This is a genomic window from Myxococcus sp. CA051A, assembly GCF_013336705.1.
In the GTDB taxonomy this organism is placed as follows: Bacteria; Myxococcota; Myxococcia; order Myxococcales; family Myxococcaceae; genus Myxococcus; species Myxococcus llanfairpwllgwyngyllgogerychwyrndrobwllllantysiliogogogochensis.
In genome coordinates this window covers 183,161-208,662 of record NZ_JABUMS010000006.1, presented here as the reverse complement: position 1 = coordinate 208,662, position 25,502 = coordinate 183,161, and the positions used below count along the sequence as shown (strand labels likewise).

The 25,502-nt window shown below is 68.4% G+C and carries 17 protein-coding genes; 12 read left to right on the top strand and 5 right to left on the bottom strand.

Annotation, left to right across the window (positions count from 1 at the left end; translation table 11 throughout):
- The first annotated feature begins 57 nt into the window (after window positions 1–57).
- From HUA74_RS19325 to HUA74_RS19315, 3 genes are all read left to right on the top strand, one after another.
- Window positions 58–609, top strand: coding sequence for a molybdenum cofactor carrier protein (locus HUA74_RS19325; RefSeq protein WP_174455672.1), 552 nt, complete (start codon window positions 58–60; stop codon window positions 607–609).
- Window positions 610–690: 81 nt separating this feature from the next.
- Window positions 691–1,092: a hypothetical protein gene (locus HUA74_RS19320; RefSeq protein ID WP_174455671.1), complete on the top strand. Its 402-nt coding sequence runs from the start codon at window positions 691–693 to the stop codon at window positions 1,090–1,092.
- 7 nt (window positions 1,093–1,099) lie between these two features.
- On the top strand, window positions 1,100–5,380 hold the full coding sequence (locus HUA74_RS19315; protein ID WP_174455670.1) for an AAA family ATPase: 4,281 nt from the start codon (window positions 1,100–1,102) through the stop codon (window positions 5,378–5,380).
- On the opposite strand, the gene HUA74_RS19310 is transcribed toward HUA74_RS19315, so the two are convergent.
- Together HUA74_RS19310 and HUA74_RS19305 are read right to left on the bottom strand one after the other, a co-directional pair.
- Window positions 5,373–6,788: a radical SAM protein gene (locus HUA74_RS19310; RefSeq protein WP_141644757.1), complete on the bottom strand. Its 1,416-nt coding sequence runs from the start codon at window positions 6,786–6,788 to the stop codon at window positions 5,373–5,375. The genes HUA74_RS19315 and HUA74_RS19310 overlap by 8 nt on opposite strands.
- Window positions 6,789–6,941: 153 nt before the next feature.
- Complete coding sequence (locus HUA74_RS19305) at window positions 6,942–7,784, bottom strand: RimK family alpha-L-glutamate ligase (RefSeq protein ID WP_174455669.1); 843 nt, start codon at window positions 7,782–7,784, stop codon at window positions 6,942–6,944.
- A 296-nt stretch (window positions 7,785–8,080) separates the two neighbouring features.
- On the opposite strand from HUA74_RS19305, the gene HUA74_RS19300 reads away from it, so the two are divergent.
- Entirely contained in the window at window positions 8,081–8,617 is a 537-nt protein-coding gene (locus HUA74_RS19300; RefSeq protein ID WP_174455668.1) for a YceI family protein, read from the top strand.
- Between the two features lie 9 nt (window positions 8,618–8,626).
- On the opposite strand, the gene HUA74_RS19295 is transcribed toward HUA74_RS19300, so the two are convergent.
- Window positions 8,627–9,496 (bottom strand): endonuclease/exonuclease/phosphatase family protein, encoded by an 870-nt coding sequence (locus tag HUA74_RS19295; protein WP_371817266.1) that lies wholly within the window; start codon window positions 9,494–9,496, stop codon window positions 8,627–8,629.
- A gap of 434 nt (window positions 9,497–9,930) precedes the next feature.
- On the opposite strand from HUA74_RS19295, the gene HUA74_RS19290 reads away from it, so the two are divergent.
- Window positions 9,931–10,071, top strand: a complete 141-nt coding sequence (locus tag HUA74_RS19290) for a hypothetical protein (RefSeq protein ID WP_174455667.1) — start codon at window positions 9,931–9,933, stop codon at window positions 10,069–10,071.
- A gap of 38 nt (window positions 10,072–10,109) precedes the next feature.
- Here the strand turns inward: HUA74_RS19290 and HUA74_RS19285 are convergent, their stop codons facing one another.
- Window positions 10,110–11,027 (bottom strand): sulfotransferase domain-containing protein, encoded by a 918-nt coding sequence (locus HUA74_RS19285; RefSeq protein ID WP_174455666.1) that lies wholly within the window; start codon window positions 11,025–11,027, stop codon window positions 10,110–10,112.
- 962 nt (window positions 11,028–11,989) lie between these two features.
- On the opposite strand from HUA74_RS19285, the gene HUA74_RS19280 reads away from it, so the two are divergent.
- The 5 genes from HUA74_RS19280 (at window position 11,990) to eno (ending at window position 19,207) form a co-directional block, all read left to right on the top strand.
- Complete coding sequence (locus tag HUA74_RS19280; RefSeq protein WP_174455665.1) at window positions 11,990–13,426, top strand: DUF3375 domain-containing protein; 1,437 nt, start codon at window positions 11,990–11,992, stop codon at window positions 13,424–13,426.
- Window positions 13,423–14,037: a DUF4194 domain-containing protein gene (locus HUA74_RS19275; RefSeq protein ID WP_174455664.1), complete on the top strand. Its 615-nt coding sequence runs from the start codon at window positions 13,423–13,425 to the stop codon at window positions 14,035–14,037. The genes HUA74_RS19280 and HUA74_RS19275 overlap by 4 nt, the downstream gene beginning before the upstream one ends.
- Window positions 14,034–17,417: an ATP-binding protein gene (locus HUA74_RS19270; protein WP_174455663.1), complete on the top strand. Its 3,384-nt coding sequence runs from the start codon at window positions 14,034–14,036 to the stop codon at window positions 17,415–17,417. Before HUA74_RS19275 ends, HUA74_RS19270 begins: the two co-directional genes overlap by 4 nt.
- Window positions 17,414–17,851: a DUF2220 domain-containing protein gene (locus HUA74_RS19265; RefSeq protein WP_174455662.1), complete on the top strand. Its 438-nt coding sequence runs from the start codon at window positions 17,414–17,416 to the stop codon at window positions 17,849–17,851. The genes HUA74_RS19270 and HUA74_RS19265 overlap by 4 nt, the downstream gene beginning before the upstream one ends.
- A 72-nt stretch (window positions 17,852–17,923) precedes the next feature.
- The gene (eno, locus tag HUA74_RS19260; protein WP_174455661.1) at window positions 17,924–19,207 is read left to right on the top strand and encodes a phosphopyruvate hydratase; all 1,284 of its coding nucleotides are present in this window, start codon (window positions 17,924–17,926) and stop codon (window positions 19,205–19,207) included.
- Window positions 19,208–19,291: 84 nt separating this feature from the next.
- Here eno and HUA74_RS19255 read toward each other — a convergent pair whose 3' ends face one another.
- Window positions 19,292–20,323 carry a hypothetical protein gene (locus HUA74_RS19255; protein ID WP_174455660.1) on the bottom strand — a complete coding sequence of 344 codons (1,032 nt, stop codon included), beginning with the start codon at window positions 20,321–20,323 and terminating at the stop codon, window positions 19,292–19,294.
- Between the two features lie 185 nt (window positions 20,324–20,508).
- Here HUA74_RS19255 and HUA74_RS19250 point away from each other — a divergent pair, with 185 nt between their 5' ends.
- Both HUA74_RS19250 and HUA74_RS19245 read left to right on the top strand, forming a co-directional pair.
- Window positions 20,509–21,609: an ornithine cyclodeaminase family protein gene (locus HUA74_RS19250; protein WP_371817265.1), complete on the top strand. Its 1,101-nt coding sequence runs from the start codon at window positions 20,509–20,511 to the stop codon at window positions 21,607–21,609.
- 98 nt (window positions 21,610–21,707) lie between these two features.
- The coding region (locus HUA74_RS19245) for a non-ribosomal peptide synthetase (protein ID WP_174455659.1) at window positions 21,708–25,502 on the top strand (3,795 nt) is incomplete at its 3' end.

Genomic DNA, 25,502 nt, shown 5'->3' with positions numbered 1-25,502 from the left:
CACATGGAAGAAGCTTCCGGGAGGGCCGGTCACAGGTCCGGGAAGGAGTGGGCATCCATGCGAAGGGAACGGCGGATCATCGGGGTCTTCGGATCAGGCCAGGAAGAGCACCTGGAGCGTGTCATTCCCCTGGCACGGTGGATCGCCGAAGCGGGGTTCGACCTGCTCACCGGCGCCGGCAGCGGTGTCATGCGGGCCGCCGCGGATGCCTTCGTCCAGGTGGTGGGTCGGCGCGGAATCTCCATTGGCATCGTCCCGGGCACCGTGAAGGACGGCGACTACGTGCCGCGCTCCGGCTACCCCAACCCCGGGGTGGAGCTGGCCATCTACACCCACCTGCCCCTCAGCGGAGAGCAGGGGACGGACCCGCTCAGCCGCAACCACATCAACGTGCTCACCCCCCACGCCCTCGTGGCCCTGCCGGGGGGCGCCGGCACCGCCTCCGAGGCCTCGCTGTGCCTGCGCTACGGCAAGCCCATCATCCTCTTCGGCCCTCCGGAGGCGTTCCGCCGCTTCTCGTCGGAGCTGGAGCGCACCGACTCCCTGGAGCGCGTCGCCGAGTTCATCCGCGCCTCCGTCCGTGAGCCCGCCCGCCCCCTCGCTCCCTGAGCGAGAAAAGCCAGGATTGCTTGGTTTGATCGAGGGCACTCGAAGCCGGGGGAAAAACGACTAGGATGGACGGCTGTCGACATGATCAGCGCCGAATACCCACTCGCCAGCTGGTTCCTCGCCGTCTCGACGACGTTCTTCCTGCTGGTGTTCGCGCTGCCGCTGTTGCTGATGCCGCTGCGCTGGTCCCGGTGGTTCGGCTGGGCGCCGGTGCAGGGGAACACGGACCTGACGGTGTACTTCGGCCGCTGTCTGGGAGGGGTGGCGCTGGCCATCATCCTCACGGTGGTGCGCTACATCCCGGACCCCCGGAGTCAGCCGGCGCTGTTCGAGCTCATCGGCTGGGTGTGCGCGGCGATGGTGGTGGTCCACGCGTGGGGCGCGCTGAGAAGGGCGCAGCCGCTGTCGGAGACCATCGAGACGTTCTTCTACGCCGCGGTGGGTGTGGTCGCGATGTGGATTCGCTTCCGGACGTTGGGCTGAGGGCGGCATGTCGTCGGCGGACATCGACCTCGTCCTCTCCTCCCTGCGGCCCTACATCCCCGGCGCGCTGCTGCGCCGCCTGGAGGACACGGAGGCGCACGCGCTGCCTCCGGTGGAATCGGTGCGCGGCGCCATCCTGGTGCTCGACATCGCGGGCTTCACGCCCATCGTCGTCGGGCTGAGCGGCGAGGGGCCTCGCGGCATCGACGCGCTCCAGCGCCTCCTGGAGAGCTACTACACGGAGATGATCGACGTCGTGAAGGAGCACGGCGGCGATATCTACCAGTTCGCCGGAGACTCCATCCTCGCCTGCTTCGAGCCCGCCGCGAGCGAGGGCGACGCGGAGGCGGTGGGACGCGCGGCGCGGTGCGCGCTGGACGTGCAGCGGCGGCTGGCGCGCTTCTCCCGGCTGGAGCTGTTGGGACAGCGCTTCGCCGTGTCGTCGCGCATCGGCATCGGCGTGGGGGAGTCGCACCGCATCGTCCTGGGCACGACGGGCATGTGGATGCACCCGGCGCTCGTGGGCCACCCGCTGGAGCAGGCGGTGGCCGCGGAGAAGCGGGCCCGCGTGGGAGAGGTCCTCCTGAGCCGCGAGGCGTGGGCGCTCCTGCCGGACCTGGCCCGGGTGGGCGAGGAGCGCGACGGCGCCTTCCGCCTGGAGCCCTCGGTGCCGCTGGAGGCGCGGGCTCCGCCCACGTTTGTCTCCCCTGGTGGCGAGGAGCTGGTGGGCCGCTGCGCGCTCCTGCTGCACCCGGTGCTCTTCACCCGCATCACCACGGCGCACCAGGAATTGGGCGGGGACTTCCGAGACCTCACCTGCTTCTTCCTGCGCTTCAAGACGGACCATTCGCCGTCGGAAATCGAGGGTTTCACCCGCGAGCTGAACGCCTTCTACGAGCACGTCCAGCGAGAGAGCGCGCATCACGGCGGCGTGCTGCTGATGACGGACTTCACGGACAAGGGCAACGTCCTCTACGTCCTCTTCGGCGCGCCCACCGCGCAGCAGAACAAGGAAGTGCTCGCCAGCCGGTTGGCGTGCAAGCTGTTGCGTGAGCGCGAGTCCTTCCCGTACGTGCGCGAGCTGCAGATTGGCATCGCCACGGGGCACGCCTACTTCGGCGACATGGGCTCGCCCTGGCGCAAGGGCTACTCGGCGCTGGGCGAGGTGGTGAACCTGGCCGCGCGGCTGATGACGTACGCGGACGGAGTGGGCATCCACATCGACGCGCAGACGGAGCGCAAGCTCCAGGCGGGCGGCTTCACCACGGAGTTCGTGGAGGACGCGACGCTCAAGGGCGTCTCCCGCGCGGTGCCCGTCTATCAGCTCAAGGGCGAGGTGCGCCGCAGCCTCTTCATCAAGGGGCGGGGCGGCATCGTCGGGCGCGGGCGCGAGCTGGGGCAGCTCCACGCGGCGGTGGAGGAGTCGCTTTCGGGCAGTGGCCGGCTGTGCGTGGTGTCCGGCGAGGCGGGCATCGGCAAGTCGCGGCTGGGCGCCAAGGTGGTGGAGGAGGCGGAGTCGCGCGGCGCGCGCAGCCTGTACGGCATCTGCTACTCGTACGAGATGTTCACGCCCTTCTTCCCCTGGAAGGAGGTGCTCGTGCAGCTCTTCGGCCTGCACGAGGGCGACGACGTGGACGCGCAGCTCGCGCGGCTGCGGCAGGGGTTCGACGGGCTGGAGGACGCGGGCCCGGAGTGGATTCCGGTGATGGCCGCCCTGCTGGGCCTGAGCGTGGAGGAAGACGCGGCCACGGTGGGGCTGGACGCGCGGCACAAGAACCAGAAGGTCTTTCAAATCATCTTCCAGCTCCTGGAGAAGCACGCGCGCAAGACGCCGCTGCTGTTGTTCTTCGAGGACCTGCACTGGGCGGACAACATCTCCGTCGACCTCATCGAGTACGTGGCGGCCCGGCTCGCGCCGCTGCGGCTGACGCTGCTGGTGACGATGCGGCCCGGTGAGCAGCTGCGCAACGTGCGCGACGACATGCCGGGGTTGTGCCGGTTGGACCTGTCCAGCCTGGAGGACGAGGACACCCGCGCGCTCCTGCGCGTCCACCTGCGCATGGAGCCGCCAGACACGGCGCTGGAGGACGTGCTCCTGTCCAAGGTGCAGGGCAATCCGTTCTTCGCGGAGTCCATCGTCCAGGGGCTCGTCGAGGGCGGCTACCTGGGGCCGGTGTCGCCGGGCGCGTCGCGGCGGGAGCTGAAGCGGAGCCTCCAGACGCTGGTGCTGCCGGACTCCATCCAGGACGTGGTGCTCGCGCGCATCGACCTCTTGAGCGAGACGGAGAAGCTGGTGGTGAAGGTGGCGTCCGTCATCGGCCGCATCTTCACGCTGGACGCGGTGGCGGCGCTCGCGCCGGGCTCGGTGTCCCGTCAGCGCATCCGCGAGGCCATCGACACGCTGACGCACCTGGGCCTCATCCTCCTGGAGGTGGAGGAGCCCTACACCTGCATCTTCAAGCACATCGTCATCCGCGACGCGGCCTACAACACGCTCATGGTGTCGTCGCGGGAGGACCTGCACCGGCGCCTGGCGCGCTTCCTGGAAGCCCGTGCCGGTGAGAACACGGCGGCGTCCGCGGGCATCCTCGCCTTCCACTTCCTCGCCGGGAACGACGAGGTGAAGGGCCTGGAGTACACGCTGATGGCGGCCCGCGGGGCGCGCGGTCAGTACGCCAACGACGACGCCCTCCACCACTACAACCGCGCCATCGAAATCCTCGCCGGCACGGTGGAGTTGGACCCGGACGAGGTGCTGCTCAAGACGCGCCGGGTGATGCAGGAGCTGGCGGAGACGCTGCTGCAGGCGGGCAACTACGCGGGCGCCATCCACATGTTCGAGCAGTGCCTGGCGGACGAGGAGCTGGTGTCACGCCGCGCGGAGCTGCACCTGGGCCTGGGGCGAGCCCATCAGGAGAAGGGCGAGTCCAAGCGGGCCATCCAGGAGCTGGAGCGGGCCATGGAGTTGATGGGGCACCGCACGCCGGGGAGCCTGCCCGCGCTCGTGGTGCGCACGCTTCTGGCCTTCGGGCTGCACCTGCTCTACGCGCTGTTCCCCTGGTTGGCGCGGCCCCTGGGCTCACGGCTGCCGCTGTACCTCAAGCAGCTGACCACGCTCATCTCCCTCATCAAGATCTACTACTTCAAGGACATCGCCAAGCTCACCTGGGCGACCATGGTGGCCACCATCATGGCGGAGCGCTCGCGCGGTGAGCGGGGCCTGAGCCTGGCGAGCAGCTATTACGGCTCGCTCTTGTTCGGCTCGGGCTTCCTCGGGCTGTCGAAGCGCTGGTGTCTGCGCGCGTTGGACTACGCGCGGCGGGCGAGAGATCCCTCGGCGGAGGGCATCGCCCTGAGCCGGCTGGCCACGCTGTCCGTCTTCAGCAACGACCTGGCGCAGGCGACGCAGTACGCCGAGCAGGCCATGTCCCTGCTGCGCCAGGTGCGGGACATGTGGGAGGTGCAGACGGGGCTGATGATGCTGGGCTCCAGCCAGTTCCTCGCCTCGCGCTTCGAGGGGGCCGAGCGGGCCTTTCTGGAGATGGGGAAGATGGGCGAGGAGCTGCACGCGCTCATGCACCAGGGGTGGGCGCACTCGTGGATTCCCATGTGCCGCTACCTGCGGGGCGAGGGCGAAGTCGGCGAGCTGTGCGCGGAGCTGGAGCAGGGCCTGCGCATCAGCATCGAGGTGCAGGACCTGGCCAACCAGTGCGCCAGCCTCAACCACCTGGTCAACGTGACGGTGCGCGAGCATCAGGTGGAGGAAGCGGGGTTGATGGCGGTGCGCGCGGACGAGGCGCTGTGGCGCTACCACGTGCTGGTGCCCTTCCTCCACATTGGCCTGGTCGACGCGGCGGAGGGCGCGCTGTTCGCGCTGGAGCAGGGCGCGGTGGCGGTGCCCCAGGAGACGCTGTGGGCCATCATCCGTCGCTGCCTGTTCAAGGCACGGCTGTTGGGGCGGCGCTACCCGTACCTGAAGGGGCCCGCGATGCGGGTGACGGCGCGCGCGCTGGCGCTGAAGAAGGGCGGCAAGGCGGCGGAGTCGCTGTTCCTTCGCGCCATCGCCTTCCTGGAGGACACGCCGAACCGGTGGGAGACGGGCGTCGCGTACCATGACGCGGCCGTGGCGCTGCCGCACCGGCGCGTGGAGTTCCTGGCGCGGGCGCGCGACATCTTCCAGTCCATTGGTGCCCAGGCGGAGTTGCGGCGCCTGGACCGGTTGGAGGCGGAGCTGGGCCTGACGCCGCCTGCCCCGGTGGAAGCGCCTCGCGCCGTCGCGCTCAGGTGATGCGCTGGGGCTGAAGTCCGAGCGCCGCCATCTGCTTCGTGTCCCAGTCCTCCAGCGCGTCCATGCCGGCGATGTAGCGGCGGGCCGGGTTCTTCAGCGGGTTGCGGATGCTGAGGATTTCGGGCCCGGCGAAGAGGATGGTCTGCTTGTAGCGGGGCAGGTTGCTCAAGGTCAGCTTGGACCAGTAGTGCCGGGCGATGTTCGGCAGGCTCCCCAACTGTGCGCAGAGCCGGTGGAAGTGGTCCACGACCTCGGAGGGGTGCAGGTTCTTCGGCCGGTGGCAGAGCGTGTAGCCGTCGTAGTCGCGGCTGACGGTGCCGGGCAGGAGCCGGTCCTCGGCCTGCAGCTCGCGGAAGAACGGCGTCTCCGGGTAGGGGCTGACGATGCCGAGGAACGTGACGGAGAAGTACTGCAGGTCCGCGAGGTACTCGGGGATTTTCTCGAGGTACTCGTTGGTGTCGCCGTCCGAGCCGACGATGAGGCCGAAGGACAGGAGGATTCCGGCGGAGAAGGTGCGGCGGATGACGGCGTCGACCTCGGAGAGCGTGTTCTGCCCCTTGTTCATCGCCTTGATGGACTCGGGGTTGAGCGACTCCAGACCGGTGTACACGTAGCGGCAGCCGGCCTTGGCCATCAGGTTCACCAGCGACGCGTCCTTGAGGACGTTGAAGGTGAGCGCGCAGCCCCAGGTCTTCTTGAGGGGAATCAGCGCCTCGCACAGCTCGCGCAGGTACTTGGGCGAGCCGCCCAGGTTGTTGTCGAGGAAGATGAAGGCGTCCTTCATCAACCCCAGGTAGTTGGGGTTCCAGCGCATGCGCGTCTGGATTTCGTCGATGACCTGCGCGACGGGGCGGTAGCGGTAGCGCTCGTGGCCGGTGAGGACGCAGAAGTTGCAGCGGAACGGGCAGCCGCGTGACGCCTCGATGCCGGGCAGGCGCACCTTGTTGTTCGTGAAGTCGATGAGCTCGTAGCGATACGGCTGGATGGCGGTGGGGCCGAGCGAGGGCCGCTCGTAGCGCTTCTGGAGCTGGCCCTTCTCGAAGTCCGCGATGAGGGCGGGGACGTTGGACTCGGGCTCACCGGTGATGACGGCGTCGAAGTACAGCGCCACGTCGTCGGGGAAGTGCGTGGCGTGGCGGCCGCCGGCGACGGTGGTCATTCCGCGCTGGCGGAACAGCGTGGAGAGCACCTTGGTGTGCTCGTAGTAGGAGTGCAGGTACGAGAAGAAGACCAGGTCCCAGTGCCGGTCCAACGGGATGTCCACCTCCTTCTCGTTGAAGACCTCCACCTCCGCGTGCTCGGGGCACAGGCCGGCGATCAGCTCCGGCACGGAGGACTGCATGATGGAGGGTTCCTTGATGCGCAGGCGCGTGGGGTGCGTGTACGTGGCGATGACGGCGATCCGCATGCGAGGCTGTGGCTCCAGGATGAAGCGGCGCGAGCGAGGATTCGCCGTCGACAGTCGGAGTCTCCCCCTCGTGAGACCGTGTTCCCAGAATCCTCCGGGTGAGCCGTCTTGGCAAAATGACAGCGGCTGTGTCCCGATGGACCCCCGCGTGTTTCAGGCCCCAGCTGGGGGGCGGGTCCGCAATTTCTCCCGGAGACATTCCGCCAATTCGGAACACAGCTGCTCGGGGAAGCCCGACAGGCCCGGCGTGTCGTTGCACTCCAGCAACACGAAGCGCCCCTCCTGCGTCTCCAGGAAGTCGAGCGCGACGATATCAGCCCCCAGGTGCTCCAGGGCCCGCCGGGTGTAGCCCACCAATTCCTCGGGAGCGTCGATGACCTGGTGTTTTCGCGTCTGGACGTTGGCCTTCCAGCCCGCGCCCGCGCGCGACATGGCCCAGAACTGGTCCCTGATGGCCAGGCAGCGCACGTCCCGCCGGTAGTCGATGAAGGGCTCGACAGCCGCGTAGTCATCGGCGGCGAACAGCAGGTCCGCGACCTCGAACCACTCGGACTCTTTTCGCACCAGCGCCTTCCCGTAACCGCCATGGTGGTTACCCACCTTCACGACGAACGGCGCGGGTCGGGCAATCCGGCGCACCATGTCGTCACCGAGCGCGACGTCGAAGGGGATGACGGGCAGGCCCGCCTCGCGAAGCTCGGCGAGCATGGACAGCCGGTCATGACACCGCACGAGCGTCTTCGCGGGGTTGACACACGGCACGCCGCTCAGTCGCACCAGGTCCAGGACCGTGCGATGGCGCGGGTCCGGACGGATGGCGCCCACGCGCCAGAAGACGCCGTCGACTCGCACCGCCGCCTCTCGGGTGATGCACCACAGGATGCCCTCGCGCAGCACCCAGGCGGAGTCCTGGAGTCGGACCGGGATGACCTCGGCCTCCGGGAAGTAGGTCGGCCAGTGCCGCTCGCCGTTGACGACCACGATGTTGGGACGCATCTGTTCTCCGGAAAGCATCCACTGTTCGGAGGCTGGGGAAAAAGCGCCAAGGCGTCCGAGTGTACGGGCCTTGTTTGTTTTACGGCGACACCCCGACGGGGGCTCGCGCAATGTCTGACATCGTCCACGCTCGCCTGCGCGCGCGCCACGTCGGGTAGGCATTCACTTCGCGTCGCAATGTTTGAAGCGTCACTCGAATAGGCCACCTGGGGTGCGTTCTTTCTCTAGGATGACTGTGTCCGCGGTGACCCGCTCGCGACGCTCCCCCTCGACTTCTCACCCAACGAGCCCCCCTCATGCCCGTGACCTCCTGGAACATTGATTCATCCCATTCCTCTGTCCTGTTCATCGCCCGCCACATGGTGGTGGCGCGCGTGCACGGCCGCTTCGAGCGCGTCTCCGGCGTGCTGCGCGTGGACGCCGAGCGGCCGACCCAGGGCGAGGTCGAAGTGAGCGCGGAGACGGCCAGCATCTACACGGGCGCGCCGGACCGCGACACGCACCTGCGCTCGCCCGACTTCCTCGACGCGGACGCCGCGCCCAGGCTCACCTTCCGCAGCACGAACCTGGAGCCCACCGGAGGCGCGGGCTTCCGGCTCCTCGGTGAGCTGACCATCCGCAACGTGACGAAGCCCGTCGTGTTCGAGGCGCGCCACACGGCCACGTCGAAGGACCCGTGGGGCAGCATGCGCCTCATCTACACGGCCAAGGGCACCATCAACCGCTCCGACTACGGCATCCGCTGGAACAAGACGCTCGACAACGGAGGGTGGCTCGTCGGCGAGAAGGTGGACATCGAACTGGACATCCAGGCCCTGCCCGCCGCGAGCTGAAGACGCGGCTCAAGGCGAGGGAAGGAAGTCGGCCAGCACGGCGGAGTGGTCCGAACCGCCAAACCCACCGCCTCCTTCCCGCGCCGCGCGGAACGAGCCCGGCACATAGGTGCCGCCCGCCGCGTTCGCGACGAACAGGTGGTCGATGGCCTGCTTCTGCCCGGAATAGACATAGGTCCAGGTCTGGTCGTCCGGCCGGTCCTTCGCCACGCGCAGCAGCTGTCCATCTCGCTCCATGGCGGTGATGGGCGCCGAGCCGGGCACGTCGTTGAGGTCGCCGCCCATCACCACCAGCGCCTTCGGCGCGCGCGCGGCGGCCTGCGCGACGATGGTCCGCGTGGTGTCCGCCTCCGCGTAGCGACGGCCCGGGTCGTCATCCACCTTCGAGCGGAAGTGCGCGGCGAAGACGATGACCTCCTTGCCGTTCACGTCCAGGTGCACCTCCAGCAGCTCGCGCGAGAAGCGCGTCGTCGAGCCATCCGGTCGCGTCAGGACGCGGTCCCGGTGGCTTCCCACCGAGGTGATGGGGAAGGCGGACAGCACCGCCACGTCCACGGAGGCCGTCCCACCCGTCTCGCCCAGCACGGCGTGAGGAAACTCCGGCAGCCGCGCCTGGAGCGCGTCGAGCCCCACCTGGGTCTCCACCTCGGAAAGCAGCACGATGTCGGCGTCCAGCGTGGTGAGGGAACTCGCCAGCCGACCCACCTGGGCATCGAAGACGCCCGGCGTGGGCAGGGCTTCATACTCGGAGCCGCCGCACTTCCCTGAGTCGCAGACGGTGTCGAAGAGGCGATGAACGTTGAACGCCGCGATGCGCACGCTCCCCTCGGGCCGGACGACCTGGCCGCCGCCACAGGTGCCGGAGGGACACGGATTCACCGGGCCTGGATTCTCCGGAGGGGGTCGCCCCTCACAGCCGAGGACGCCGAACAGCAGGCCCATGAGCAGCGGAGCACGGCGAAGAGAAGAGACGCACGCGCCGATGACTGCGGAGCGGTGCGGGCCACGGATGGGGAGCAGAGGCATTCGGGCGGGCACAGTACCACCGCGAAGTGGACCGGCCCCCGACGGCGAAGTGTCTCCGTCCTCGATTGCACTCGGGGCATGAGCTGCTAGGTTGCCGCGCGCCGTTGACGCCACCCGTCATTGTTTCAAGGGCGACCTCTCGTCGGGTCCCCGAGGGAGCGGGCGGTAGGGTGCTCGCGACGGGTGGGCGAGGTGACACTCCCCTTGGGATGTGTCGCCGGTTACGCCTTCATCAGGGATGCTGGGCGTGTACGGATGGTGCTGACTCTGTGGCTGGAGGCGTGGACATGTTCTGGGAGATTCTCATTGGCGCCGCGGTGATGACGCTCGTCACGGTGCTCTTCACGGGGCCCGGGATGTGGAGCTCCAGCTGGGGCTGGAAGAACGACAAGCAGAAGGGGAAGGACCCGTCCAAGCCGGACGTGTAGCACCAGCGCTCCAGGTGCGGCCGGGCGAGCGTTTGGCCCTACGGCTCCGTGGCCACCATGCCCAGCCGCTGGCGAGCGCGGACCACCCGGGTGTCCAGCTCCGCGCGCTGCTCCTCGCTCAGCTTCGCGCGGCCCTGGCCCACGCCACCCTGGTGGATGAAGGTGCCTCGGCCCTGGAGCGCCGCTTGCGGCCCGCGCATGTCGAACCGCTCGTTGTGCTGCTTCATGTACGCGATGCCGCACCGCTCCAGGATGTTGCCCAGCCGCGACTCGTCGATGGGCAGCTCGCAGAACGCGGCCACACGCCTGACGCCCGCCTCCAGGTTCTCAATCAAGTCCTCGTAGCGCACGTGCAGGACGTTGGCGTCCTTCCGGTGCGGCCACCAGGACTCGAGGTGCCCGAGCCACGGGTTCTCCACATCCATCACCACCCGAAAGTAGCCCTCGAAGGGCAGGGGCGTGGCCTCCATCAGACAGTGGTGGTGGTAGAGCGAGCCCAGCGAGTCCGCCGCGTTGCGCGTGACGTAGATGATGCGGCTGTGCCTGGGCGGCTTGAGCTGCTGGAAGGGCAGGTGCGACTTCAGGATGCGCGGTGAGGGCAGCGAGTCCAGCAGGGGCTCCGTGGTGGCATCGCGGGGCAGGAGCTCCAGGAAGGGTGACACCTGATTGATGTGCTCGAACTCGCCCCGGCCTTGCGTGACGAGCTGGAAGACAATCATCTGCATCCACGTCGTTCCCGCCTTGGGGCTGGTGGCGATGTAGATGTCTCCGCGTCGCGGTTTGAGCCAGACATATCTCAAACGCACCCACCGGAGCCATTCGGCGGTCGCCAGCAGCCGCCCTGACAGCCACGTGAGTCCGATAATGGATTGACGCAGCAGGGAGCGCAGCCAGGGGCGACTGCGCGGCACGGAATGAGCCGGTGACGACATGAACGACGCACTATGCACAATCACGTCGACACAACCAATGCAGGATTGGCGTGGCTCGCGGAGGCGTCCCGGGAATTGGAAATTTTCAGTAAGCTAGTCGCAGACACCAGGGCAATCCGCACCCCCTGTGTTAGGGGAGCAGGAGTCCGTGGGGTCGTCGACGCACCGCGCATCAGGTCCGGAGGCGACGCAGCCGCCGAGGAACCCCCCGCAGCACTCGACGTAGCCGGCGGGAACGTCGCAGGTCGACGGGTAGGCGGAACAGTTCCCCGTCGCGGACCGGGCGAAGACGGTCACCTGCACGCACGCCCCTTCGTCGTCATCGTCGGAACCACAGGCGCTCCACAGCAGCGCGCCCAGCACCCAACCTGCCAGCGTCAGTGTCTTCATGAGGGGCATCTTGGAGACTCCAGTCCCTGCATTGCGCCGGGTTCCTTGGCGGATGTCGAGCGGATGACGTCATTTCACCCGAAGACCCAGCACGGCGCAGCTCTGTACTTCCCGCCGGGTTGCCCAGGAGGACAGGGCGGTGGCGGCCTCGCCGCGCTTTGGCGCTTCGCGACGAATGGGAAGTGGGCCGGCCACGCCGTGCCTGGACCCATACGTCGTGAGAGGTCCCATGTCGTCACTGACCTGTCGAGTCGCGACCACCCGGTGGGAGCTGGTTGACGCGCTGCTGACCCGTTGGACTGTCTTTGAAGAAGGAGCGCCGTCCTCGCGGTCTGGCGCGTCGCTCCTGTTGCGGTGAGCCGCTTCGACATGCTGGAGACCTCCGTGTGCCTGGTCGCCCACGCGGGCGCGGAGCCGGTGGCCACCTCTCGCCTGCTGTTGCCCAACGTCCGGGTGGATCGGGCCATGGGGGCCCGTGCTGGGCGAGGTCCCTCGCGGGTGGGCAACCAACCAGGCACGACACCCATCTTCATCAACACAACCACCCCGTGGGGTCACCCGGGCATGTCAGAGGCGCGGTGTAAGGGTGATACTTCATGGACTTCGCGACGCTCGAAACCCTGCGACTGAAGCATCCCGCATGGCGGCTGCTCGTCGCGGACCACGCCTCCCTCATCGTCAGCTTCCTCCACCGCGTCTTCGTCGAATCCAACGCCCGCGCCACGCCCCAACGGGAACTGGTGCTGCGCCTCGACGACCATCTGCACGCCCTCCGGGAGCGGCGCGGGGAGGCCGCGTTTCCTCGAAGTGCTGGCGCGTATCTCGACGAGTGGGCCGCCGACAGCGCGGGCTGGCTGCGCAAGTTCTATCCGCCCGACACGGATGAACCGCACTTCGACCTGACGCCCGCGGCGGAGCGCGCCATCCGCTGGTTGAGCCAGCTCACCGAGCAACCCTTCGTGGGCACCGAGTCCCGATTGCTCACCGTCTTCCATCTCCTCCAGGAGATGACCGAGGGCACCGAGCCCGACCCCGAGGCCCGGCTCGTGGAGCTGGAGCGCCGCAAGGCCGAAGTGGAGGCGGAGATCGCCCGCGTGCGCGCCGGCCACCTGGACCTGATGGATGAGTCCGCTCTCAAGGACCGCTTCCAGCAGATGTCCGACACCGCGCGCGGACTGCTGTCCGACTTCCGGGCGCTGGAGGACGGCTTCCATGCGCTGGACCGGCGCGTGCGTGAGCGCATCGCGACGTGGGAGGGAACGCGCGGCGAACTCCTGGAGACGGTGCTGGGCGAACGAGACGCCATCAATGGCTCCGACCAGGGGCGAAGCTTCCGAGCCTTCTGGGACTTCCTCATGTCCCCCGAGCGCAAGGAGTCGCTCACCCGGAACCTGGAGCGCGTGCTGGCCCATCCCGCCATTCAATCGCTCCAGCCGGACTCGCGCCTGCCGCGCATCCACTTCGACTGGCTGGAGGCCGGCGAGCACACCCAGCGCACCGTGGCGAGGCTGTCCGGTCAGCTCCGCCGCTTCCTGGATGACCGCGTCTGGTTGGAGAACCGCCGCATCCTCCAGGTGCTGCGCGGCATCGAGAAACACGCCCTCGCCGTGCGCACGCGTCCCCCCACCGTGCCCCTCATGTCGCTCGACGAGCTGGCACCCACGCTCGAGCTTCCGCTGGAGCGTCCCATGTACTCACCGCCCGCGCGCACCCGGATGGCGGACGAGGAGGTGCTGGAGGCGACCGAGGACGTGCCCTCCGAGGCCCTCTTCAACCTCGCATTCATCGACAAGGCGCGGTTGAAGACGCACGTCCGGGAGGCCCTCCAGTCACGCGAGCAGATCTCCCTGGCGGAGCTGGTGCGGGAGCACCCCTTGCAACACGGCCTCGCGGAGCTGGTCGTCTACCTGAGCCTTGCCTCCGAGGACAGGCGCTCCTCGGTCGATGAGGCCCGTACGCAAGAACTCTTCTGGACCGACGCGAGCGGCCACCCGCGCCGCGCCACCCTTCCCCTGGTGCTCTTCCTCCGATGACGACCCCCGCTCCGCGTCCCTCTGAAGGTCCCGATGCCCTGTCACTCGTCGTGGTCTCCCTCTTGAAAGGTGTTGTCTACCGCGAGGACAACTCCGCGCTGTGGCAGTCCCTGCTCCAACTGCAAGCCCGCGTGCGGGACCAGGTGTCCGTGCTGGGCATGCGGTTGATGCTCGACGAGTCGGAGGGCCACGCGTTCTTGCGACAGCGCTCGGAGGGGGAGTGCGCATCCGAGCTGCCTCGGCTCATCGCGCGCAGGCAGCTAGGGTATGGCCTGAGCCTGTTGCTCGCGCTGCTGCGCAAGAAGCTCGCGGATGCGGACGCCGCGGCGGGGGGCGGGCGGTTGGTGCTCCGGCGCCATGAGCTGCAAGAGCTGGTGAGGCTGTTCCTCCCGGATGGCACCAACGAGGTCCGGTGGGTGGAGCGCGTGAATCAGGACATCGAGCGGGCGCTGGAGATGGGGTTCCTCCGAAGGCTGGGGGAGGAGGACACCTTCGAGGTCCGCCGCATCCTGAAGGCATTCGTCGATGCGCAGTGGCTGGAGGACTTCGAGCAGCGGCTCGCGGCCTACCGCGACCAGCTCGTCGAGAAACAACCTGGAGGTGTGGAATGAGCACGGTGCGTCCTCTCACGCAGGCGGACCTGTTGGATATCGGCGCGCCCAACGAGCGCGCGGGGTTTCGACTGCGCCGGTTCGAGGTCTACAACTGGGGCACCTTCCACGACCGCGTGTGGCACCTGGAGCTCCAGGGCGAGAGCGGGCTGCTCACTGGGGATATCGGCTCGGGCAAGTCGACGCTGGTGGACGGCCTGGTGACGCTGTTCGTGCCGCCCCAGAAGCTCGCCTACAACAAGGCAGCGGGCGCGGAGGCCCGGGAGCGCTCACTGCGCTCCTATGTGCGAGGCCAGTACAAGTCCGAGCGCGGCGAGGGAGGGCAGGGCGCCAGGCCCGTCTTCCTCCGCGACGCGCCGACGTACTCGGTGCTGCTCGCCCACTTCCACAACGAGGGTTATGGCCAGGACGTCACGCTCGCCCAGGTCATGTGGATGCGCGAGCCGGAGGGCCAGCCCGCGCGGCTGTACGTGGTCGCGGATGGGAAGCTCTCCATCACCGAGCACTTCTCTCGCTGCGGCTCGGACCTGAACGCGCTGAAGAAGCGCCTCAAGGACCTCTCGCGCGAAGTCCATGAGACGTTCCCTCCATATCAGGCGGCCTTCCGGCGACGCTTCGGGCTGGAGAACGAGCAGGCGTTGGACCTGTTCCTCCAGACGGTGTCGATGAAGTCCGTGGGCAACCTGACGGACTTCGTGCGCCAGCACATGCTGCCTCCCTTCGACGTGGAGACGCGGCTCGCGGCGCTCATGGGCCACTTCGATGACCTCCACCGCGCGCACGAAGCGGTCCTCAAGGCGAAACGGCAGGTGAGCCGATTGGAGCCGCTGGTGGCGGACCATGAGCGCTTCACCGCCCTGTCCACGGAGCTCGACGCGCTGCGAAGCTGCCGCGACGCCCTGCGGCCCTGGTTCTCCGAGCAGAAGGCGCGACTGTTCGAGGCGCGGCTGGCCAGCCTGGAGGCGGAGCGCGAGCAGGTGCGCCTCCAGGCGGAGCAGGTGCGGGAGCAGCGCGAGCGACACGGGGCGGACCGGGACAGGCTGCGTCAGTCCATCTCCGCCAACGGGGGAGACCGCCTGGAGACGGAGAAGGCGGAGCTGGTGCAGCGCAGACATGAGCGGGACGAGCGCCTGCGGAAGGCGGACCGCTACTCGCGGATGGCCCAGGCAGTGGGCCTGCCGGCCGCGACGGAGCTGGAGGTCTTCCTCTCCAATGCGCGCTCGGTCCAGTTCCAGCGCGAGGCGACCGCGAGCGAGCTGGCGGAGGTGCAGAACACCCGCACGGAGGTCGTCATGGACCTGCGTGACATGAAGAAGGCGCACGAGGCCGTGTCCGTGGAACTGGAGGCGCTGCGTCGTCAGCGCTCCAACATCCCGGCGCGATTCCTCCACCTCCGGGCCCGGCTGTGCGCGGACCTCCAGCTGTCCGAGGACGCGCTCCCGTTCGCCGGAGAGCTGCTGCGAATCCGCGACGAGGCGCGCGACTGGACGGGCGCCATCGAGCGCGTGCTGTACTCGCTGGGCGTGTCCCTGCTGGTGCCCGACTCCGACTACGCGCGGGTCAGTCAGTGGGTGGACCGCACCCATCTGAACGAGCGGCTCGTCTACTACCGCGTCCGGGAAGAGGGCCTGACGCGGGTGCCACCGTCACGGCCCGAGTCCCTTCCGCACAAGCTCGCCCTCAAGCCGGGCTCCAGCATGGCGCCGTGGTTGGAGGGGCAGCTCGCCCGGCAGTTCGACTACACCTGCTGCGACACGACGGAGCAGTTCGTTCGCTCACGTCAGGCGCTCTCTCGTTCGGGACAGGTGAAGTCGGGCGGGGAGCGGCACTTGAAGGACGACCGGCGCCGCATCGACGACCGCTCGCAGTGGGTGCTGGGCTGGACGAACGACACCAAGCGTCAGGCGCTGGAGTCGGAGTCCCGCGCCTTGGAAGCGAGAATCCAGGCGGCCACCGCGCGGTGGGAGGCGCTCGAACAGCGCCACGCGCGGCTGCAGACCCAGGGCGAGCAGTTGGGCCAGCTCGCCGTCTTCGACACCTTCCGGGAGCTCGACTGGCGTCTGGTCGCCAGCGACATCCAGCGGAGGGAGGAGCGACTCAAGGCCCTGGAGGGCGAGTCCGACGTGCTCAGGGGCTTCGAGCGGGAGCTCGACGCCGTCGAGAAGGAGCTGGCGGCGACCGAGCAGACCTTGAAGGCCGTGGAGAAGCGCCAGGGACGCCTGGAGGAGAAGGAGGACGCGACGCGGCGGACGCTGACGGCGTGCCAGCGAACGATGGGGGAGACGTCAGAGTCCATCCGGGCCTGCTACCCGCGCGTGGCCACGCTCAGCGCGGAGGGGCAGGGGGGCGCGGCGCTCGAAGCGGACGCGTGCGACGAGCGGGAGCGGCAGGTGCGCGAGCGGCTCCAGACGCGCATCGACAGCGAGGCGCGCAAGCAGGAGCGGGTGCGGGATGCCCTCCTTGCCGCGATGCAGGCGTATCGCACCGAGTTTCCGCTGGAGACCCAGGAGCTGGCGGCGAGCCTGGAGGCCGCGGCGGAGTACGTGGCACTGCTCGGCTCGCTGCGCGCGGACGACCTTCCGCGCTTCGAGGCGCGCTTCAAGAGCCTCTTGAACGAGAACACCATCCGCGAGGTGGCCAACTTCCAGGCGCAGCTCCACCGGGAGCGCCACGGCATCCGCGAGCGGGTGGACACCATCAACCGCTCGTTGCGGGCCATCGACTACAACCCGGACCGCTACATCGTCCTGGAGCTGGTGCCGACGGTGGACGCCGACATCCGCGAGTTCCAGCAGGACCTGCGCGCCTGCACGGAGGGCACGCTCACGGGCTCGGAGGATGACGCGTACTCCGAGCAGAAGTTCCTGGAGGTGAAGCGCATCATCGAGCGCTTCCGGGGGCGAGTGGGCGAGGCCGACGCGGATGCGAAGTGGACGCAGCGGGTGACGGACGTGCGCAACTGGTTCAGCTTCTCCGCCTCGGAGCGCTGGCGCGCGGATGACCAGGAGCACGAGCACTACGCGGACTCGGGCGGCAAGTCGGGCGGACAGAAGGAGAAGCTCGCGTACACGGTGCTGGCCGCGAGCCTGGCCTACCAGTTCGGCCTGCAGTGGGGCGAGACGCGCTCGCGCTCGTTCCGCTTCGTGGTCATCGACGAGGCCTTCGGGCGCGGCTCGGACGAGTCGGCGGCGTATGGGCTGGAGCTGTTCCGCCGCCTGGACCTGCAACTGCTCATCGTGACGCCGCTGCAGAAGATTCGCGTCATCGAGCCGTACGTGGCCAGCGTGGGTTACGTCCACAACGAGGAGGGCCGCCGCTCCCGGGTTCGCAACCTCACCATCGAGCAGTACCACGCCGAGCGAGAGGCCCGGAGCGCATGAGCCGGGTGCTCGCATGGACCACTCCGGCGAACGTGCGGGAGCAAGTCCGGCGCGTCTGGGACTCGGGCCGCATCCTCTCGGCCCCGCTCTCCGGCGAGGCGCTCTTTCCGTTGACCTTGCGCCTGCGCCGGCCAGAGGGGGTGTACTACTGGGGCGACATCGACACGCATGGCTTCGCCATCCTCGACCGATTGCGCGCGCACCATCCCCGCGTCCATTCCCTGCTGATGGACCGCGACGTGCTGCTGGCGCACAACGCGCACTGGGTGGAGGAGGACAAGCCTCACCGGGGCACGCTGTCGCGACTCACCGAGTCGGAGGCCGCGCTCTACGAGGACCTTCGCCATCAGCGGCTGGGCGAGCGCGTCCGACTGGAGCAGGAACACATCGGCTTTCGCTGGGTGGAGAACACCCTGGCCCGACTGTCCGCGTGAGTCAGGAGATGCCCCGGTTCGCTCGGGGACTCGTGTCTTGACGCACTGGGACCGCTTCGCTACGAAGGCGCGATGACTACAATCGTCGGTGTCGTAGGCCGTGAGATTCTCGACAGTCGCGGCAATCCCACTGTCGAAGTCGATGTCATCCTGGAGAACGGCATTCGCGGTCGCGCCGCGGTTCCCTCCGGTGCCTCGGTGGGCACGCACGAGGCCGTGGAGCTGAGGGACGGCGACAAGAGTCGCTACCTTGGCAAGGGCGTGCTGAAGGCCGTCTCCGCGGTGAACAACGAGTTGTTCAACGCGGTCCGCGGGATGAACGCGGAGGCGCAGCTCGAAATCGACCAGACGATGATTGCCCTCGACGGCACGCCGAACAAGAAGAAGCTCGGCGCCAATGCCATCCTCGGCGTGTCGCTGGCCGTGGCGAAGGCCGCCGCCGCCGCGCGCGGGTTGCCGCTCTACCGCTACGTGGGGGGCGTCTCCGCCAACCTGCTGCCCGTGCCGATGATGAACATCATCAACGGCGGCGCACACGCGGACAACCCCATCGACTTCCAGGAGTTCATGATCATGCCCGTGGGAGCCAGGTCGCTCTCCGAGGCGGTGCGCATGGGCGCCGAGGTCTTCCACACCCTGAAGAAGGGCCTGTCCGAGGCCGGCCACGGCACCAACGTGGGCGACGAGGGCGGCTTCGCGCCGAACCTCAAGAACGCCGAAGAGGCGCTCGACTTCATCATGAAGTCCATCGAGAAGGCCGGCTACCGCCCCAACGAGGACATCGCCCTGGCGCTGGACTGTGCCGCCAGCGAGTTCTTCAAGGGCGGCGTCTACGACTACGAGGGCGAGGGCAAGAAGCGCTCCATCGAAGAGCACGTGAAGTACCTGGAGGGGCTGGCGGCGAAGTACCCCATCGTCTCCATCGAGGACGGGCTGGCCGAGGACGACATGGCCGGCTGGAAGCTGCTCACGGACCGCATCGGCAAGAAGATCCAGATTGTCGGCGATGACCTGTTCGTCACCAACGTGACGCGGCTGGCCGACGGCATCAAGAACGGCATCGCCAACTCCATCCTGGTGAAGGTCAACCAGATTGGCACGCTGTCGGAGGTCATGGCCGCCGTGGAGATGGCGCACAAGGCGGGCTACACCGCCGTGATGTCCCACCGCTCCGGTGAGACGGAGGACGCCACCATCGCGGACCTGGCCGTCGCCACCAACTGCGGTCAAATCAAGACGGGCTCGCTGTCCCGCGCGGACCGCACCGCGAAGTACAACCAGCTCATCCGAATCGAGCAGGAGCTGGGCAAGCAGGCCCGCTACGGCGGCCGCTCCGTGCTGCGCGTGGGCGCCTGAGGCGCGCGTCGGCGGCCGGGCGGAGTCGTCCGGCCGTCGTGCCGTCCGTCACGCGGGCGGGGAAGGTCCGCGTGACGGCGGGGCTCACGCCGCGAGCCCCAGGTTGCGCCGCACCGCGGGCTGCCTCACCTTCCAGATGAGGCTGTCGACGATGTAGTGGTGGAAGTTGAGCGTCTGGACGATGAGCAGGCTGGCCGCCGGAATCCACCCGAGTCCCTTGAGGATGAAGGTGTAGAGCAGCGCGGAAATCCCCACGCAGACCACCAGGTAGTGGAGCATCCGCCGGCTCTGGCTGAGCGTGGAGAGGAACGGGTGGGCCTGACTCACCTTGTCCCCGAAGCGGCGGTTGTGGAACAGCCAGACGATGAGGATGTACTGCGCGTTGTGCCAAACGTTGAGGCCCAGCCAGCCCGTCTCCAGGCTGGGGATGACGAAGTAGCCCAGCGTGAACATGCCCGTGTGCGTGGCCAGATAGAGCGTCTGCACGGGGCTGCCGGTGCCGGAGCGCAGCGCGCGGACCTGGAACGTGGCCCAGGCGGCCACCGCCACCAGCGCGCTGGCCGCGGCCGCCCAGGCGACTTCCTGGGGCACCGGCAGCATGCGCACGTCCAGCTTGAGGAACGTGGTGGAGCCCTGCGCGGAGCGGTGGAGCAGGCCCGCCAGGGGCAGGAGGTAGAGCATCCACACGGTGGCCGGATTGTCCGAGGGTGGCCTGCGCGAGGCCCGGTCCAGGATGCGGCTGACGCCGTAGCTCTGCCGCAGGTAGTGCCACCCCTGCCAGTAGAAGTAGATGCTCATCAGCGGCCAGACGCCCGCGAGCTTGTACACGGTGAACGTCCCCGTGAAGACGAGCAGCGGCAGCACCCAGATGTGGAAGCGGTGCTGCTGCCGGCTCTCCCCGTCGAAGCCCAGCCGCGTGAAGGTCGACACCACATGGTGGTAGCCGAGCAGCCACACGTCGATGGTCAGCAGCAGCGGGAATAGCGAGGGTTTCGCCAACGCGGCCAGGGCGAAGACACAGCCCAGTCCCGCGGTTCCCACGATGAAGAGAAGGTCGAAGCGGGGATTGCGAACCCAACCCCACGACAACTCCGCGGTGTCCGTCCGTGCGCTCACGGCGTCGGATGATACGGCTTGTGCTGAGGGCCTGTAAATCATGCAATGTCGGCAAGTGTGGTCATGGGCAATCAGGGATGATAATTCTTCTGGTCTGGTAATGATGTGTCGGTTTGTTTTGATTGTCTTCACAGGCCCGACGGCTTGATGCAGAGTGCTCGCATCTCCACCCGAGGGGAGCGCCCGTGAAGACACTTCTCGTCACCCAGGCGGACCTGCGCAGGCTCGTGCAGGAGGTTGGAATCGATGCCCTGATGGACCAGGTCATCGAGGCGGTGGAAGGCGCCTTTCGCGCGTTCGACACGTCCCGGACGGAGCTGCGGCAGCGCGACGGTTTCACCCTGCGCAATGCTCGGACAGGCGTGCTGGAATGGATGCCAGTGATGCGCCAGGGGGAAACAATTACAATCAAAGTGGTGGGCTACAATCCGTTGAATCCCAGACGCTATGGGGTTCCCACCATCATCGCGACGAACAGTGTCTATGACTGTGAGACGGGGCATTTGAAGGCGGTGGTGGACGGGGTGCTGGCGACGGCGTTGCGCACGGGGGCGGCGTCCGCCATCGCGAGCCGCCACCTGGCGCATCCGGAGAGCCGGGTGGTGGGGCTGGTGGGGTGCGGGGCGCAGGCCGTCACGCAGCTGCACGCGTTGTCCCGCGTGTGGCCCGTGGAGCGGGTGCTTGCCTTTGACGTGGACGCGGCGGTGCAGCGCTCCTTTCCCAAGCGGGTGGGGTTCCTGGGGTTGGATGTTCGCGCGGCGCCACGGGAGGCGGTGGAGGCGGAGGCGGATATCCTGTGCACGGTGACGTCCGTGGGGGTGGGGGAAGGGCCGGTGCTGGAGGACGGGCGATTGCGGCCGTGGGTGCACGTCAACGCGGTGGGCTCGGACCTGCCGGGGAAGGTGGAGCTGCCTCGCTCGCTGCTGGAGCGCAGCCTGGTGTGCCCGGACTTCCCTCCCCAGGCGCTCGTCGAAGGGGAGTGCCAGCAGCTCCGGCCCGAGCAGATTGGGCCGGGCATCATCGACGTCGTGCAGCATCCCGAGCGCTACGAGGACTGGCGCAAGCGGTCCACGGTGTTCGACTCCACGGGCTTCTCGCTGGAGGACGAGGCGGTGACGCGTGTCCTCACGGAGCTGGCCCGGCGATATGGGCTGGGCATGGACGTGGAGCTGGAGTGCCTCGCGGGGGATGCGATGGACCCGTATGACCTGCTCCTGCCGGAGCGCGGTGTCGAGCCAGGTCAGGGTGAGCCGGGTGACTCCCGGCACAAGTTCCGCGTGGCCTGACGCACGCATCCGGTCTCTTCCTCTCATTGCCTCTCACGCGGGAGTCCCGCAGCCCGGTCACCGGTGTCACGGGACTTCACGAGGACCCGAGGAGCACCATGTCGCAGAGCGAGCAGTCCACCCGCACGAAGGTGGAACGAGCGGGGCGTCGGCCTCCGTTGGTGCACCAGCCGCACGGTGGCGTGGTGGAGCAGTCCTTCGCGCAGCAGCGACTGTGGTTCCTCGCGCAGCTCGACCCGGATGGGTCCGCCTACAACGCTCCCTTCGCCGCGAGGCTGAAAGGGCGGCTGGACGTTGGAGCGCTGGAGGACGCGTTCCGCGAGGTGGTGAGGCGGCACGAGTCACTGCGGACGACGTTCGGCGAAGTGGACGGGCGGCCGGTGCAGCGAATCCACGAGGCGGTGGAGTTCAGCCTGCGAGTGGAGAAGGTGGAGGAAGGGGGCGTGCTGGCGCGAGTGGAGGAGGAGACGCGCGGGCCGTTCGACCTGGAGCGAGGGCCGCTGCTGAGGGCGAAGGTGCTGAAGGTGGGGGAGGCGGAGCACGTGTTGGTGTGGGTGGTGCATCACATCGTGTTCGACGGGTGGTCGGTGGGAGTGCTGGAGAGGGAGTTGAGCGAAGCGTACGGGGCGAGGGTGAGAGGGGAGGAGGGGGAGGAGCGGGGCCTGGAGGTGCAGTACGCGGATTACGCGAGGTGGCAGCGGGAGTGGCTGAAGGGGGAGGTGCTGGAGAAGCAGTTGGCGTGGTGGAAGGAGGAGTTGGCGGGAGCGCCGCTGGTGCTGGAGCTGCCGACGGACCGCCCGAGGCCCGCGGTGCAGACGTTCGCCGGAGCCTTGAAGTGGATGGCCCCGCTCGAGGCGTTGGAGGGCCCCCTGCGCGAGCTGAGCCGGAAGGAGGGGGTGACGCTGTACATGACGCTGCTGGCGGGGTTCCAGGCGTTGCTGTCGCGCTACAGCGGGCAGCGGGACATCGTCGTCGGTTCTCCCTTCGCGGGACGCGGCTCCAGGGACCTGGAGGGGATGATCGGCTTCTTCGCGAACATGCTGGCGCTGCGAGCACGCGTCGAGGATGTGTCGTTCCAGGAGTTGCTCAAGCGGGTGCGGCGCACGTGCCTGGGGGCGTTCGCGCACGAGGAGCTGCCGCTCGAACAACTGGTGGACGCGCTCCAGCCGGGGAGGGACTTGAGTCGCTCGCCCCTCTTCCAGGTGGCCTTCGTACTCCAAGGCGCGCCGGCCTCGGCGTTGGCGCTCGAAGGCGCGGACGTCTCGGACCTTCCGCTGGAGCCGGGCGTGTCGAAATTCGACCTCACCCTGTTCGCGCGGGAGACGCCCCGAGGGTTGGTGACGTACTGGGAATACAACACGGACCTCTTCGATGAAGAGACGGTGACGGAACTGGCTGAGCGCTACGTCCGGTTGCTCGAGTCGGTGGTGGCACATCCCGAGCAGCGCGTCTCGGAGCTGCCCCTGCTGAGCGCCAGCGAACGTGAGCAGCTCCTGGTGGCGTGGAATGACACGCGGACGGAGTATCCCCGCGAGGCGAGCATCCACGAGGTGTTCGAGGCGCAGGTGGCGCGCACGCCCGACGCCGTCGCGGTGGAGTTCGAGGGCGCGCACCTGACCTATGCCGAGCTGAATCGGCGGGCCTGGCAGCTCGCGCGGCTGCTGCGGCAGCGGGGTGTGGTGGCCGGAAGTCGCGTGGGGCTGTTCACGCGGCGCTCGCTGGAGATGGTGGTGGCGACGCTTGGCATCCTCAAGGCCGGCGGGGCGTATGTGCCGCTGGCCCCGTCGTATCCCGTCGAGCGGCTGGCCTTCATGTGCGAGGACGCGGGGCTCCAGGTGCTGCTGGTCCAGCCCTCGTTGCGTTCGCGGCTCCCCGCCATGGCCATGCACATCCTGCCGCTGGAGTTTTCATCGGAGCCGGCTGACTCGGAGGACGACGAGGCGCCGGGCGTGCCCGTCCCACCGGAGGCGCTGGCGTACGTGATGTACACCTCCGGCTCCACCGGAAGGCCGAAGGGCGTGTGCATTCCACACCGGGCCGTGGTCCGACTGGTGAAGGGCGCTCACTTCGCCGAGCTGGGAGCAGGGGAGGTCTTCCTCCAACTGGCGCCCATCTCCTTCGACGCCGCCACGCTGGAGCTGTGGGGCCCGTTGCTCAACGGAGGCAGGCTGGTCGTCTTCTCCGAGCACTCGCCTTCGGTGGAGGATTTGGAGGGCGCGCTGTCGCGCCATGGCGTCACCGCGCTGTGGCTCACCTCCGCGTTCTTCGAGCAGGTGATGGCCACCCGGCCCGAGGCCCTGGCGAGCGTGCGTCAGGTCCTCACGGGAGGTGACGTGGTGTCGCCGGGAGCCGTCCGCGCGCGGCTGGCGCGGGGTGGAAGCGTGGTCAACGGCTATGGCCCCACGGAGAACACCACCTTCACCACCACCCATCGGCTCACGGACCCGGCGCGAGTCGGCACGTCGGTGTCCATCGGTCGGCCCATCTCCAACACGAACGTCTACGTGCTGGACGCGGCCCTGGAGCTGGTGCCGGTGGGCGTGTGGGGCGAGCTGTACACAGGGGGCGATGGACTGGCGTGGGGCTATCTCCGACGGCCCGAGCTGACCGCGGAGCGCTTCGTGCCGCATCCCTTCAGCGCGGAGCCGGGAGCCCGGCTGTACCGCACGGGAGACCGGGTGCGCTTCCTGCGCGACGGGACGCTCGAGTTCGCCAGCAGGCTGGACGGTCAGGTGAAGCTCCGAGGCTTTCGCATCGAGCTGAGCGAGGTGGAGGCCGCACTTGCCGCGCATCCCGAGGTGCGTGAGGTGGCGGTGCTGGCCCGGGACGATGGGCCCGGAGGTCGGTGGCTCGTCGCGTACTTCGTGCCCTCCGTGGGAGTGGCGCTGACGCCCCAGGCGATGCGCACGCACGCGCAGGCACGGCTGCCCGAGTACATGGTGCCCTCGGCCTTCGTCCCGCTGCCGGCCTTCCCCCTGACCTTGAACGGGAAGCTGGACAGGACGGCGCTGCCATCACCGCGAGCGGAGGACGCGCGAGGTGAGTACGTGGCACCGCGCACGGCGATGGAGCAGGTGGTGGCCGATGTGCTGGCGCCGTTGTTGGGCCTCTCGCGGATGGGCGTGGAGGACCACTTCTTCGAACTGGGGGGACACTCCCTGCTGGCGACACGGGCTGTGTCGCGGTTGCGCGAGGTGCTGGGCCGGGAGCTGCCCGTGCGAGTCCTGTTCGAGTCTCCCACCGTGACGCGGCTCGCGGAGCGACTCGAGGAAAACCATGGCGCGCAGCCGCCACCCCTGACGCACCAGCCGCATGGTGGCGTGGTGGAGCAGTCCTTCGCGCAGCAGCGGCTCTGGCTCACCTCGCAGCTCGACGCGGGAGGGATTTCCTACAACGTCCCCTTCGCGCGGCGGCTGAGCGGCCGGCTGGATGTGCAGGCACTGGAGGACGCGTTCCGCGAGGTGGTGAGGCGACACGAGTCACTGCGGACGACGTTCGGCGAAGTGGACGGCCGGCCGGTGCAGCGAATCCAGGAGGCGGTGGAACTGGAGCTGCGCGTGGAGGAGGTGGAGGAAGGGGACGTGCTGGCGCGAGTGGAAGAGGAGGCGCGCGGGCCGTTCGACCTGGAGCGGGGGCCGCTGCTGAGGGCGAAGGTGCTGAAGGTGGGGGAGGCGGAGCACGTGTTGGTGTGGGTGGTGCATCACATCGTGTTCGACGGGTGGTCGGTGGGAGTGCTGGAGAGGGAGTTGAGCGAAGCGTACGGGGCGAGGGTGAGAGGGGAGGAGGGGGAGGAGCGGGGCCTGGAGGTGCAGTACGCGGATTACGCGAGGTGGCAGCGGGAGTGGCTGAAGGGGGAGGTGCTGGAGAAGCAGTTGGCGTGGTGGAAGGAGGAG